12 protein-coding genes and 1 tRNA gene are annotated in these 13,673 nt (G+C 65.2%); 6 read left to right on the top strand and 7 right to left on the bottom strand.

Annotation, left to right across the window (positions count from 1 at the left end; translation table 11 throughout):
* Positions 1-493: zinc-binding dehydrogenase (locus tag Y704_RS0107565; protein WP_026549669.1), on the top strand; the 493-nt coding region annotated here is incomplete at its 5' end.
* Between the two features lie 160 nt (positions 494-653).
* Here Y704_RS0107565 and Y704_RS0107570 read toward each other — a convergent pair.
* From Y704_RS0107570 to Y704_RS0107590, 4 genes are all read right to left on the bottom strand, one after another.
* Positions 654-3,374 (bottom strand): cation-translocating P-type ATPase, encoded by a 2,721-nt coding sequence (locus tag Y704_RS0107570; protein ID WP_026549670.1) that lies wholly within the window; start codon positions 3,372-3,374, stop codon positions 654-656.
* Between the two features lie 148 nt (positions 3,375-3,522).
* Entirely contained in the window at positions 3,523-4,290 is a 768-nt protein-coding gene (locus Y704_RS0107575; protein WP_035771963.1) for a VldE C-terminal domain-containing protein, read from the bottom strand.
* Between the two features lie 273 nt (positions 4,291-4,563).
* Entirely contained in the window at positions 4,564-5,349 is a 786-nt protein-coding gene (locus Y704_RS0107585) for an MBL fold metallo-hydrolase (protein WP_026549672.1), read from the bottom strand.
* A 131-nt stretch (positions 5,350-5,480) separates the two neighbouring features.
* Positions 5,481-6,608, bottom strand: a complete 1,128-nt coding sequence (locus tag Y704_RS0107590; RefSeq protein WP_026549673.1) for an FUSC family protein — start codon at positions 6,606-6,608, stop codon at positions 5,481-5,483.
* A 217-nt stretch (positions 6,609-6,825) separates the two neighbouring features.
* On the opposite strand from Y704_RS0107590, the gene pstS reads away from it, so the two are divergent.
* The 4 genes from pstS (at position 6,826) to pstB (ending at position 10,914) form a co-directional block, all read left to right on the top strand.
* Positions 6,826-7,944, top strand: coding sequence for a phosphate ABC transporter substrate-binding protein PstS (pstS, locus tag Y704_RS0107595; RefSeq protein WP_026549674.1), 1,119 nt, complete (start codon positions 6,826-6,828; stop codon positions 7,942-7,944).
* 122 nt (positions 7,945-8,066) lie between these two features.
* Positions 8,067-8,999, top strand: coding sequence for a phosphate ABC transporter permease subunit PstC (gene pstC, locus Y704_RS0107600; RefSeq protein ID WP_026549675.1), 933 nt, complete (start codon positions 8,067-8,069; stop codon positions 8,997-8,999).
* 1 nt (position 9,000) lies between these two features.
* Positions 9,001-10,104 carry a phosphate ABC transporter permease PstA gene (gene pstA / locus Y704_RS0107605; RefSeq protein WP_026549676.1) on the top strand — a complete coding sequence of 368 codons (1,104 nt, stop codon included), beginning with the start codon at positions 9,001-9,003 and terminating at the stop codon, positions 10,102-10,104.
* Positions 10,105-10,134: 30 nt separating this feature from the next.
* Positions 10,135-10,914: a phosphate ABC transporter ATP-binding protein PstB gene (pstB, locus tag Y704_RS0107610; RefSeq protein WP_026549677.1), complete on the top strand. Its 780-nt coding sequence runs from the start codon at positions 10,135-10,137 to the stop codon at positions 10,912-10,914.
* A gap of 16 nt (positions 10,915-10,930) precedes the next feature.
* On the opposite strand, the gene Y704_RS0107615 is transcribed toward pstB, so the two are convergent.
* The 3 genes from Y704_RS0107615 to Y704_RS0107625 form a co-directional block, all read right to left on the bottom strand.
* Positions 10,931-11,941, bottom strand: a complete 1,011-nt coding sequence (locus Y704_RS0107615) for an inorganic phosphate transporter (RefSeq protein WP_026549678.1) — start codon at positions 11,939-11,941, stop codon at positions 10,931-10,933.
* Positions 11,942-12,559 carry a DUF47 domain-containing protein gene (locus tag Y704_RS0107620; protein WP_026549679.1) on the bottom strand — a complete coding sequence of 206 codons (618 nt, stop codon included), beginning with the start codon at positions 12,557-12,559 and terminating at the stop codon, positions 11,942-11,944. It abuts the gene before it with no gap.
* A 190-nt stretch (positions 12,560-12,749) separates the two neighbouring features.
* Positions 12,750-13,397 carry a hypothetical protein gene (locus Y704_RS0107625; RefSeq protein ID WP_026549680.1) on the bottom strand — a complete coding sequence of 216 codons (648 nt, stop codon included), beginning with the start codon at positions 13,395-13,397 and terminating at the stop codon, positions 12,750-12,752.
* Between the two features lie 154 nt (positions 13,398-13,551).
* On the opposite strand from Y704_RS0107625, the gene Y704_RS0107630 reads away from it, so the two are divergent.
* A tRNA-Lys gene (locus tag Y704_RS0107630) sits at positions 13,552-13,624 on the top strand.
* Positions 13,625-13,673: the final 49 nt, after the last annotated feature.

The raw sequence follows: 13,673 nt of genomic DNA on the forward strand, positions 1-13,673 counted from the left end.
GATCACCACCGCCCAGCTCTACGGCCCGGCACGGATCATCGCTATCGACATCGACCGCAACCGGGTGGAACAGGCCAAACTCTTCGGTGCCACCCACAGCATCGTGTCAACCGACGCCGACTGGAAGGACCAGGTGCTCGCCCTCACCGACGGTCTCGGAGTGGACGTCGCGATCGAAGCGGTCGGGATACCGGAAACGTTCGCCATGGTCCTGGACATCGTCCGGCCCGCCGGTCACGTCGCCAACGCCGGGGTCCACGGCAAAGGGGTCGACCTGCCACTCGATAAACTCTGGATCTCCAACCTCACCATCACCACCGGGCTGGTGAACACCAACACCACCGGCACCCTCCTGAAACTCGTCGCGCAGGGCATCCTGCCCGTCGACCGGTTCGTCAGCCACACCTACAACCTCCAGGACATCGAAAAGGCCTACGACACCTTCTCCCGCGCCGCGGAAACCAACGCCCTCAAAATCATGCTCAACGCCTGAACATCAACTAGCCCCCCGCCAACGAAGAGCACAGGCAGAGGACCAAAACGAGGCGCGGTCAGGGAACCGTCATGCGGACCCGGCCGCCGGCAGCGGGTGAGCCGCGTCTGCTGCGGTATGTCGCGTTCCTTTCCGGGGCGCACCCGGGCGCAGGAACCGGCTAACGGCGTCGCGACCGGACGATCCCCTTGCGGATCTCCTCGACCCACAGCACCGATGATCCGACGAGCAACGCGAGTCCCCACTGGGCAGAGCTGAGGTCAGTGGTGTCGAAGAAGCGCTGCAGCATGTCGAGGTTGACGACCAGGACCTGGAGTGTCACCACCGCCAGCAGGGACACCCAGATGCTGCGGTTGGTGAACGTCTGCAGCGAGAAGACGGAACCGTCTTCAGAGCGTACGTTGAGCAGATTGAAGACCTGGAAGAAAACGAAGGTGGTGAAGGCGAGGGTGGTCCCGAGCAGTGGATCGCTCACACTATCCGGGAACAGGGTCGGTGCCAGGGCGAGAACGGTGATGGTGCCTGTCGCCATGACGAAACCGAGCCCCAGGATCCGCAGCAGCCGGCTGCGCGTCAGCAACGGCTCGTCGGCCGGTCGCGGCTTCTGTTTCATGATGTCCGGGTCGGCCGGATCAACGCCCAGAGCAAGGGCGGGTGGACCATCCATGATGATGTTCACCCACAGAATCTGCAGTGCGGTGAACGGTGCCCCACCGGCCAGTCCCAGGACTCCGGCGGTAAGGAAGATCAGCACGAAACCCCACGCCGTCGTCAGCTGGAACTTCACGAACTTGATGATGTTCGCGTAGATCCCGCGGCCCTCCTGGACGGCGGCGATGATCGTGGCGAAGTTATCGTCGGTGAGGATCATCTTCGCTGCACCCTTGGACACATCCGTGCCGGTGATGCCCATGGCGATGCCGATGTCCGCCTGCTTCAGCGCCGGCGCGTCGTTGACGCCGTCACCCGTCATGGCCACGATGTTGCCGTCCTGCTGCAGCGCCCTGATGACGCGGATCTTGTGCTCCGGCGCCACACGGGCAAGCACTCCGAATCCTGCGGCACGCCGGTTGAGTTCGTCGTCGTCCAGGTTGTCCAGTTCCGTGCCGGATGCGGCTTCGCCGGGGATGCCCAGCTGGCCGGCGATGGAGGAGGCTGTGGCCAGGTGGTCACCGGTGATCATGTGTACGGCAATTCCGGCGGTATGGGCAGTGGCGATGGCAGCGGCCGCCTCGGGGCGAGGCGGGTCCACAATACCGACGACGGCATAGACAGTCAGGTCGTCCGCGGCGGCACGCAGCGCGTCGTCGTCGGTCGGCAGGTCGCCGTCCAGCCGACGTCCGGCGGTCATCAGTGTGCGCAAACCCTCCGACGCCATCGCCCGGATGACGTCCTGGACTGCCGTCCGCCCCGTGTCGGTCAGTGGAACAATGCCCTCAGGTGTGAGGATCGAATTCGCCCGCTCCAGGAGGGCGCCTGGTGCTCCCTTGACGAAGCACCGGAACCTGGCCGGGCTGCTGTCTCCCCTGGTGAAGTTCTGTTCGTGGAAGGTGGCCATGAACTTGTAGTCGGAATCGAACGGCACTTCCGCCAGTCGGGGGTGATTGTCACGGACAGTTTCGACATCAATTCCACCTTTCTCTGCCAGCGCCACCAGGGCGCCTTCCGTCGGATCACCCAGGAGCTTGCCATCCCGAATCCAGGCATCGTTACAGAGGGCCATGGCCAGCAGGGCATCCGACATGGCAGGCAAAGGTTCGCCATCACCACTGAGGATTTTTCCTTCCGGAGAGTACCCCTCGCCGGTGATACGAAAGGAACGCCCCACAATATGCAGGCGTCGCGCCGTCATCTCGTTCAGGGTGAGGGTGCCTGTCTTGTCAGTGGCGATGTGGGTGGTGCTACCCAACGTTTCCACTGCAGAGAGCTGCTTGATGATCGCGCCGCGACCCGCCAGGCGGGAGGCGCCCATCGCGAGGGTGAAGGCGACCACTGCGGTCAGCCCTTCCGGGATGGTGGCTACGGCGAGCGACACAGCGGTGATGAGTAGCTCTGACCAGGACTGTCCGCGGAGCAGGCCCAGAAGGAAGACGACGGCAACTACAGCCAGAGCCACGATGGTGAGCAGTTGGGCGAGCTGATCGATCCTTTTCTGCAGCGGGGTTCTTCCCTTGCCGGCACCTCCGAGCAGGGTGGCAATACTGCCGATCTGGGTGTCCATGCCGGTACCGGTAACTACCATGACGGCCCGCCCACGGCTGACGTCCGTGTTCATGAACAGCATGTTCGTCCGGTCCCCGAGCGGCAATGCGGGGTCCTTGAGGACGGCGCCGGTCTTCTCCGCCGGCTGGGATTCCCCGGTCAGGGCCGCCTCGGCGACCTGCAGCCGTGCCGCCTCCACGAGTCGACCATCCGCCGGGATGGTTTCCCCTGCTTCGAGCAGCACGACATCCCCGGGTACCAGTTCTTCGTTGGAAACTTCTTCTTCGCGGCCGTTCCGGCGGACCCGTGAGGTGTCCACCGACAAAGTCCGCAGGGCCGCGAGACTGTTCTCCGCCCGGCTCTCCTGAACATAGTTCAGGACAGTGTTCAGCACGATCACGGCGAGGATGACGACGGGAGTCTCCCATTCACGGGAGACGACGGCGCTCACTACTGCTGCGACGACGAGCACCAGGATCATCCTGTCGGCAAGCAACCGCAGAATTTTCCTCCAGACCGGCACCCCGGCCTCGTCCGCGAGCACGTTTGCTCCGAACTCGGCCCGCCGGGCGACCACCTCCGCGGCGCTGAGGCCAACGGAAGGGTCTACCTCGAGGTCTGCTGTGATGTCGGCAATCGACCGGGTATGCCAGCCCTTCATGGGAACACCGGAAGCCATTGGAAATCCTCTCTCACTGCAATACCGCAACAATCGCCCTGAGGTCAGGCTATCGGCACGGCAGGCGCGAGGCTGTTGATGGGAGCGCTGGTCCACCTCGGTGCGGGTAGTCAGCCGAGGTCCGGTGATCGAGGCGTTGAACCGCTCCTCAGCCGGAACCTCCGCCCAGCACGTCCACGTGCACGTGGTCGAGGTGACGCAGGATCTCGTTGCCCGGCTCCGGTGCGTCGTAGTCCTGCCACTGCCCTCGAGAGCTGTGGACGCTCCAGAACCGGTCGTCGAAGATGACGTACTGGATATCCAGGTCCTCGGCATGAGCGACGAGCCAGTGGGCCAGCATCCACCCGTCACGCCGGTTCTCCTCGCTCACCGGACGGAAGAAGATGTCGATGGCCCGGCCATCGTAATGCGTCGACTCCGCTCCGTGTCCCCGATCGAAGCCGCCCGGGGCGAACCCGCCCAGACTCTGGTCACCGAACACCCCGGTCATCGCCTCGCGCACCTGCTCGGCGCGTGGTGTCAGGCCGGTGACCGTCAGCTGCTCTTCCTGCAGGTCACTGGCCGTTGGGCCCTGGCAGGTCAGACTGGGACCAGCGTCTCCGGGAGGCCCGTCGGCCAGCTGCTGCAACACCGCCTCGTCGATGCCGGAGGTGTCCGGGGCTTCCCTCCCGCGGGCCAGGAGCGCCACCGCCGTCGTGGCCAGCTTCGCCTCATTCCGGTCGAGTCGGACTTCTCCCTCCGGGGTCTCGACGATGCACTCCGGCCCCCCTCCCAGCAAGCCGTCCTCGGACCGCACGCCGCTGAGCAGTCCGGGTCCGAGGAGCACCAGCGCCGACGCGAGTATCCCGAGCAGGAGAATTCCCACGAGCAGCCGAAGCGGGTGGCGTCGGCGTTCGTGCGTCCCGTCATCGGTCATTTCGCGTGCAGACGTAGGTGCAGCACGGTGACCCCGTCGGTGTTGGTGCCGGCCGGCTCACGGACCGGGGCCGATCCGGGAACTTCAGCGCCGATCACGGCCATTATGCCTACGATGATGCGGCCCTTTCGTTACGTGGCAGTGTTCCATCTATACCAGAGGAGGGGACTGCTGAAAGGTTTCGTTGATTCCTGACCCGCACACGTGCCCGCCGTTAACGGCGCACGCCAGCACCGCGCAGGCAGGGAGGGCACGAAGGCCACGGCCGGGCCGCTACCTGCGGGAGCGGAGGTAGTCCAGTTGGGCCGCCACCGAACTTTCGGCCGCGCGCCGCACTGATGGGTCGGCTTCGGCATAGACGACGTCGGTGACCTGCCGTACTCCGGCGTCCGGCCCAAGCCGTGTGACTGCGGAGCGGATCTGGGTAAGGCGGTCGAGGCGGTGTTTGCGGTAGTTGCGGACTACGGCGTCCAGCGCCGGCAGGACGGGACCGTGGGCGGGCAGCACCGTGGCCGGTCCCAGCAGTTCCAGCCGGTCGAGTGAGGACAGATAGTCACCGAGGCGGCCATCCGGGTGGTCGAGCATCGTGGTTCCGCGGCCCAGGACGGTGTCGCCGGTGAGTACGGAACCTGCCGGACCGTCGAAGGGGAGGTGGAAGCAGACGGAATCCGAGGTGTGTCCGGGCGTGGCCACCACCCGGACTTCCGTTCCGGCGACGATAAGGACCTCGCCGGCCCGCAGCGGCTGTTCCCCGAGGCAATGGGAGGAGTCCGCGGCTCGGACGGGTGCGCCCGTCATTTCGCTCAGCCGCGCAGCCCCGGCCGTGTGATCGGCATGGCGGTGCGTGATCAGAATGAGCTCCACGCCACCGGCGGCAAGCTCCTGGAGGTGTTTTTCGTCCAGCGGACCAGGATCCACCACAACCGCTCCCGGGTGACCGTCCGCAGCTATCAGGTACGAATTGGTGCCGTCGAGGCTCATCGGCCCGGGGTTGGGTGCCAGCCTGGAGCGTGTCAGGGCGGTGCATCGGACCTGGGAGAAGGAATTTTCGGCTACCACCGTTACATTTTCGCATCCCCTTCCGCCGGTCGGGCAGCGTAGGGGGAACAGCAAGCAGCAGTACCGCGCCGCGCATAGCAGCTATGGCATGGCGGTGGCCGTCGAAGCCGGACTGGTATTAAGAGCACTTCCTAGAGCCGCGGCAGGTAGACCGCAGCTTCCTCGTGCGAAAGCCCCGTCGCTTCGAGGAGATCGACGATCAGCGGCCGGAACAGGAGGATCAGCGCCTCCCCTTCGAGCCGCTGGACGTGCAGGGTCCTGGGGTGAAGGTCGGTCGCGACGGCGGCGAGGGCGCCGCGTGCCGAGCGGAGATTCGCCCGGCGCTCGGCTTCGTCCGACGTCGACAGGGCGCGGCTCAGTACGTCCACTGCATCGGCGGTGTCCTCGAGGGCCTGGCTGAGGGAGGTGATCGCCTCATCGGTCAGCGCCGCATGGTTGATGGCGGAGGTGAGCCGACGGGAAAAGACCCGGCTGTTGCGGATGGCAAGGTCGATCGAATCGATGGACCCGCCGAGCGAACCGAGTTCGCTGCGGTGCCGCCAGAAAGCAGGGGAAATCCGTGCAATTTCCTTCGCGGCCCGCATGCTGCTCGTCAGGCGGTCGAGTTCGGGCTGGCTGTTCCGGGCGCGCACCAGCGCATGCCATGCCGCCGTTGCATCGCTCGAGGTCAGGGCTGACGCGTTCTCCCTCAGTACTCCCGCCAGTTCCCCGAGCAGCCCGCGCACATTGGTCTTGGGTTCGCGGCGAGGGTCGCGCGGCAGGAGGATGGTGATGGCCAGGGCGAACAATCCACCCACGATCGCGTCCGCGCTCCTCGTGAACGGGCCGCCGTCGGGTGCGGGCAACAGCACCACGAGCAGCGACTGCAGGCCGAGCTGAGTGGTGAAGATGGTGCCGCTGTCGAGGAACCGGGCCAGCAGGATCGACACGAAGAGCACGAGGGCGGCCTGCCAGATACCCGTTCCGAAGAGCGTCAGCAGCAGATCCCCCAGGGCAATTCCGAGCGTGCAGCCCAGCCCTACCTCCAGGACCCGGCGGAGCCGGGGGTCCCGCGAAAAACCGAGCGCGATCATGGAGGAAGTGGCGGCGAACAGCGGACCCTCGTGTCCGAGCACCTGCTCGGCAAAAGCGTAGGCCCCCACCGCGCAGACGGTCATCTGGAGGGCCGTGACCACCGACGATGAGCTGCGCTTGAGCCCCACCCGTGTTCGAGTTCGCAGGAACGAGCGTGCAGCTGTCAGTCCCTTGCGCGGTGGCATGCCCTTAGTCTAGAAGCCTTCCCTGCAGCTGGCCCGCCCCGACGGATATGCCCCCTGGGCACACGTAATGGCCAAAAGCCGTTAACCTTCCGTTCATTTCCTTTGGGCAGTCTCGTTACCTGCGGCGCATAACTTCGATGATGTACAAGAACGCGTACATCCCGATTCGGGTGCGACTGACGCACGAATGAACAGACCCTGGAAGGGGCAATATCACGTGAAGGCTCTTCGCTTTGGCCGCGCAGCGGCAGTAATCTCCGTAGCTGCGTTGGCATTGACGGCCTGCGGTTCCGACAACGCGACCGACCAGCCTGCAGCTACCGGCGGGGCGGCGTCCCCTGCGGGAGCCGAGGTATCGGGCACTTTGACCGGCGCAGGTTCATCTGCCCAGAATGCCGCAATGACCGCATGGCAGGCAGGCTTCCAGGCGATGCAGAGCGGCGCAACCGTCCAGTATTCGCCGGACGGCTCAGGAGCCGGCCGCGATGCCTTCCTCGCGCAGGGCGTTCAATTCGCAGGGTCGGATGCCTACCTCGATGACGAAGAATACGAGGCTTCGAAGGAAATCTGCGGGCCCGACGGCGGCATCAACGTTCCGGCCTACGTGTCACCGATCGCCGTCGCTTTCAACCTCCCCGGCGTGGATTCGCTCAATCTCGATGCCGCCACGATCGCCTCGATCTTCCGCGGCGACATCGCGGCCTGGAACGACGACGCCATCGCATCCCAGAACGAGGGCGTGGAACTGCCCGACACGCCGATCACCGTGGTGCACCGGGCCGACGAGTCGGGCACCACGGAAAACTTCACCGAATACCTTGCCGCTGCGGCACCCGAGGTCTGGACGGATGAGGCATCGGGCGACTGGCCTGCGGAAATCGTCGCCGAGAACGCTCAGGGCACAAACGGCGTGGTCTCGACAACGACCGCCACCGAGGGCGCCATCACCTACACCGACGCCTCCGCTGTCGGCGATCTCGGACAGGCTTTCGTGAAGGTCGGCGAGGAGTATGTCGAACTCAGTTCGGAAGCCGCTTCGCGGGCCGTCGAGGTGGCCACTCCCGTTGAGGGCCGGTCGGATGCCGATATGTCCCTCGACCTCGAGCGTGACACCACGGAATCCGGGGCCTACCCTGTGGTACTTGTCTCGTACCACATCTACTGCACCACGTATGAGGATCAGGAGACCGTCGACCTCGTCAAGGCCTTCGGCTCCTACGCCATCAGTGAGCAGGGCCAGGAAGATGCCGCCAGCTCCGCGGGCAACGCCCCGATCTCGGAGGCGCTGCGCGAACAGGCACAGCAGGCCATCGATTCGATTGCCGTCGCTTCCTGATTCCCCATTGACTTGCCCCGCCCGGATGAACGGACCCGGGCGGGGCAAGTCAGCTTGTAATGCCGGCGAAGACCGTGAAAACTGACCGAAGCAGCGCCATCATCCGTACTGAAGGGTTCCCAGTGTCAACCAACAGCCTGACCAGCACGGGGCGAGCTGGCGATTCCGGGGACAAGATCTTCTCCGGTGCCACGCTCGCCGCAGGCGGCCTGATACTGGCGGTCCTCTTCAGCGTCGCCGTTTTCCTGCTCATCCAGGCACTTCCGACATTCAGCGCGGACCCGGCAGAGATCACCGGCGGAGAGGGCTTCGGGTCGTACATCCTGCCGATCGTTATCGGCACGGTCATCGCAGCAACGATCGCCCTGCTGATCGCGACGCCGCTCGGAATCGGCGTGGCCCTCTTCATCTCCCATTACGCACCACGGCGCCTCGCGCAGGTCTTCGGCTACGTGATCGACCTGCTCGCGGCGATTCCCTCGGTGGTGTACGGCGCGTGGGGCTACGCCGTCCTCGCCCCGCAGCTCGCCCTCGCCTACGCCTGGCTCGCCGAGAACCTGGGCTGGATACCGATCTTCGAAGGTCCCGCCAGCCAGACCGGCCGGACCATGCTGACTGCGGGAATCGTGCTCGCCGTCATGGTGCTGCCGATCATCACCTCGCTGAGCAGGGAAATTTTCCTGCAGACACCCAATCTCCATGAAGAAGCCGCGCTCGCCATGGGTGCTACCCGGTGGGAGATGATCCGCATGGCGGTCCTGCCGTTCGCGCGCCCCGGCATCGTCAGCGCAGCGATGCTCGGCCTCGGCAGGGCCCTGGGCGAAACCATGGCCGTCGCGCTCGTCCTGTCAGGAGGCGCCCTGGATGCCAGCCTCATCCGGTCCGGCAACCAGACCATCGCGGCCGAGATCGCCCTGAACTTCCCGGAAGCCTTCGGCCTGCGACTGAGTGAACTCATCGCGGCAGGACTGGTCCTGTTCGTCATCACCCTCGCCGTCAACATGATTGCGCGCTGGATCATCAGCCGCCACAAGGAATTCTCGGGGGCCAACTGATATGACCAACGCAACTTTGAGCCGCCGCAAGTCCCAGCTGACAAAGGGCAAGCTGCCGCGCTACACGGTATGGGTGGTCCTCGGAGCGGCCGTCGTGCTCGCCGCGGCTGTGTCGGCCCTCGTCGGCTTCAGCATCGTGTCCTGGACCATCTTCGCCGCGGTGTTCTTCGTCGCCGGAGCAACAATCGTGACCGCAACGGTGGAGGGCGGGCGCAAGGCGACGGATTCGCTTGCCACCTACCTCGTCTATGGCTGTTTCCTGCTGGCCCTGCTACCCCTTCTGTCGGTGATCTGGACCGTCCTTGAGCGTGGGCTCCCGGGTATTTCCTACGACTTCCTCTTCACCTCCATGAACGGAGTCACGGGAGCTGTGGACAACGATGCCGCGGAGAACGGAACCCCCGTGCTGGGCGGTGCCTACCACGCGGTCATCGGCACCCTCCAGATCACGCTGTGGGCCACGCTGATCTCGGTACCGATCGGGCTGCTTGCGGCCATCTACCTCATCGAATACGGAACGGGCGGGCCGCTGACGCGCGCCATCACCTTCTTCGTCGACGTCATGACCGGCATTCCGTCCATTGTTGCCGGTCTCTTCGCCGCCGCGCTCTTCGGCCTTCTGTTCGGTCCGGGCACGCGGACCGGCTTCGTCGCCGCCGTCGCACTCTCGGTGCTGATGATTCCTGTGGTGGTCCGGTCCACCGAGGAGATGCTGAAGATCGTCCCCAACGAATTGCGTGAGGCGTCCTACGCCCTCGGAGTGCGGAAGTGGCGGACCATCACCCGTGTGGTGATTCCCACGGCGATCTCGGGTATCGCCTCCGGCGTAACCCTCGCCATCGCACGGGTGATCGGCGAAACTGCGCCTATTCTGGTGACGGCGGGGTTCGCCAGCGCCATCAACTGGAACGTCTTCAGCGGATGGATGAGCACGCTGCCCACGTTCATCTACTACCAGATCCTCACGCCGACCTCGCCGACGAGCATCGACGCAAGCACGCAGCGAGCATGGGCCGCGGCGCTCCTGCTGATCCTGATGGTGATGCTCCTGAACCTGGTGGCCCGGCTCGTCGCCCGAATGTTCGCTCCCAAGACCAGCCGCTGAGAATTCGCGGCAACAACCGATAAGGATCACATGTCCAAGCGAATCGACGTCAAGGACCTCAATGTCTACTACAGCAAGTTCCTTGCCGTGGAGGACGTCAATATCAACATCGAAGCCCGATCCGTCACGGCTTTCATCGGCCCGTCAGGCTGCGGCAAATCCACTTTCCTGCGCACCCTCAACAGGATGCACGAAGTGATCCCCGGGGCGCGGGTGGAGGGCGAGGTATTGCTCGACGGCGACAACCTCTACGACGCCGACGTGGATCCTGTGACGGTCCGCAGCCAGATCGGCATGGTGTTCCAGCGCCCCAACCCGTTCCCCACCATGTCCATCCGCGACAACGTGCTGGCAGGCGTGAAGCTCAACAACAAGCGGATCAGCAAGTCCGACGCCGACTCCTTGCTGGAGAAATCCCTGCAGGGCGCGAACCTCTGGAACGAGGTCAAGGACCGCCTGGCGCGTCCGGGATCGGGCCTGTCGGGCGGCCAGCAGCAGCGCCTGTGCATTGCGCGGGCCATCGCGGTTTCTCCTGAGGTGATTCTTATGGATGAGCCGTGTTCGGCGCTCGACCCCATCTCGACCCTCGCCATCGAGGACCTCATCAACGAGCTCAAGAGCGAATACACCGTGGTGATCGTGACCCACAATATGCAGCAGGCCGCCCGCGTGTCGGACAAGACCGCGTTCTTCAACATCGCGGGCACGGGCAAGCCGGGCAAGCTGATCGAATACGGAGAGACCGCGACCATGTTCAGCAAGCCCGCCGAAAAGGCCACCGAGGACTACGTATCCGGGCGGTTCGGCTAGGCCGCACCCGCGCACGTTACAACAGCGGACTGAGCGCGAGGAAGAGGATTCCGCCAAGGAGTGCCGTGACCGGAGCCGTGCCGAGCCACACCGCCAGGACCCGGGCCAGCTCGGGACGATGCACCGTTGCGAACCGCTGGTTGGCTCCGGCACCGATGATCGCCGAGGTCATGGTGTGGGTGCTGGAGAGCGGCATCTCGAGCGAGATCGCCCCGACGAAAAGCATGGCCGAACTGACACCCTGGGCGGTCATTCCCCGCAGCGGATCAATATGCACCAGCCGATGGGCGAGCGTGTGGGTGATGCGCCAGCCGCCGAAGAGGGATCCGGCAGCAAGGAGGACGGCGGCGAAGACCTGGACCCACACCGGCATCTGCGACCCGGTCGAGTATCCGGTGCCCACGAGCGCCAGGAGGACCACGGCCATGGTGCGCTGGCCGTCCTGGAGGCCGTGACCCAGGGCGAAAGCGCCGGCGAGCACTGACTGCGCCATGCGGTTGCCTCGATTGACTTTCCCCGGCGCGCGATGCCTCAGCAGCCACGTGCCGGGAAAGACCATCGCATACGCGAGAAGGTACGCCACCACGGGGGAGAGCAGGAGCGGCAGCGCGATCTGCAGGAGCAGCGTCTGGCCGGCCCCTGCCATGGCCTGGCCGTCAGTGAACTGCGATGCGGCACCAGCGCCGACCAACCCGCCGATCAGGGCATGGGTGGACGACGACGGTTTGCCCCGGCGCCAGGTGAACAACCCCCAGCAGCACGCAGCCAGAAGACCCGCAATGAGGATGCCCAGTCCTGACTGCCCGGCAGGCAGGCCGATCGCAGCTTCGGTGAAGAACAGCGCGAGCGAGGTGCTGAGCAGCGCACCGGTGAGGTTGAAGAACGCCACCAGCAGGACGGCGACGGTCGGGGTCAGTGCGCGGGTACGGACGGCGGTGGCCACCGAGTTCGAGACGTCGTGGAAGCCGTTGAGGAACGCGAACCCTCCCGCGAGGCACACTACTGCTCCCAGGAGGAACGGCTCCACCTAGGATTCCTTGACCAGAATGCTGCCCACCTGGGTCGCTACGCGGCGGATATCCTTCGTCACGTCGACCAGCTGGTTGGCCACGTCGCGGTGGCGTGCGTAGACCAGCGGTTTGTGATCCCGAAGGAGTTCGGCGCACCAGCTGCGGTGTGTCCTCTCCGCCCGCCTGGCCAGGCGGAGGATTTCGATCCAGTATTCCTCGAGTTCGTCCATGCTGTTCAGCCGCTGCATCGCGACGGCTGTCAGCTCGGCCTGGCGGTTGATCACCTCCAACTGGTCAGCGGCGCGCTGGCTCAGTTTGCTCAGCCGGTAGAGGGCGATGAGTTCAGCGGCGCCGTCGAGTTTCTCGATGGCCTCGTTGAGCAGCCGGGAGAGGGAGTAAAGGTCCTCGCGGGGGAGCGGGTTGATGAAGGAGGTGCGCATCGAGGTGAGGAGCGCGAAATGAAGATCGGTCGACGCTGCCTCGTGCTGGTGCAGTTCCTCGGCCAGGCGGTCGTATTCGTCGGTCGTGGCCCCGAGGATCGCCGACATCGTTCCAACGCCGAGGACGAGCTGCCGCGCCATCCGGGAAAGGAGTTCGAGTCCTGCGTTCTCCTGGGGAAAAAGGCGTAGCTTCACTGGATCTTCCTGGACTGGTGAGCGAAGGTCGGCCCCGGGAGCAGAGTAATGGCGTCGAACCGGGAGCGCCTCTCGGCGGAAGGCCGCTCTGAGCGGCTGAGTGTTGAAGCCCGGGGGTTCCACGGTCCGACGCCACTTTTAGTGTTCTACTCCGGGGCGTCCATGTCAAGATCACCAGGGCGCCGACGGGTCAGTCGAGCTCGCCCCGGCGCCAGGAGGCTGCGGCGTGCTCGAGGTCTTCGGCGGTCTTGATGAGCTGGTGGGAGTTCCTCGTCAGGCGGGATGCATGTGCACCATTGCCGGTCTCGGCGGCTTCGGCGTGGTTCGTCTGCCCGAGCGCGATCACCCGGCAAAAGGCCGCGAAGCGCTCAAGCGCGACGTCGAACTCGCCCTCGAAGGCACCGGAAAGGATGGTGTCCGCCATTTCGATCATCTCAGTGGCTCCCGGCGGCTCCGCCACGCCCGCGACGACTTTGGACACCTGCGCAACCTCCTTGCCCGAGGCGAAATACGCGGCGATCCGTTCCGGGTCCCGCTGCGTCGCGGCTCGCAGCGCGTACAGGCGCCAGAGTGCGCCCGGCAGGGAGCGTGCAGGGCTCTCCGCCCACATCTCGGCGATTGCCTCGAGGCCCTGCTGGTCGGCGAGTTCAACGAGCCGACGGGTGATTTCAGGGTCGTCGCTTCCCCGCCCGTGATGCACCAGGGCGTGGGCGGACATGTGCGCGGCCTCGGAAACCCGTGAGGGGTCCACTCCGCCCGCAAAAACCTCGAAATCCACCGGCGCAAACGGCTTGGGCTTGTGGGGCCGTGGACTCTTGTTCGTATATTCGCCATCCATGCAATGAGAATACTCCTGCGGACTGCCGGGCTGCAGATTCCGTCCCGGTACAGGGGCATCGACGAACGACTCCGACTGGGCGTGCAGCAGGCCTGCAGGGTTTGCGATAAAGTTAGTAGTCGTTCCGGCTGGTGAGGACCAGCGGGCGCGAGTCGGGCCTTTAGCTCAGATGGTAGAGCATCGGACTTTTAATCCGTGGGTCGAGGGTTCGAGCCCCTCAGGGCCCACTTCCGCAGTGGAAGTGAAGACCCCCGCCGGCTGCAAAGCCGGCGGGGG

The organism is Arthrobacter sp. Br18, assembly GCF_000520555.1.
In the GTDB taxonomy this organism is placed as follows: Bacteria; Actinomycetota; Actinomycetes; order Actinomycetales; family Micrococcaceae; genus Arthrobacter_D.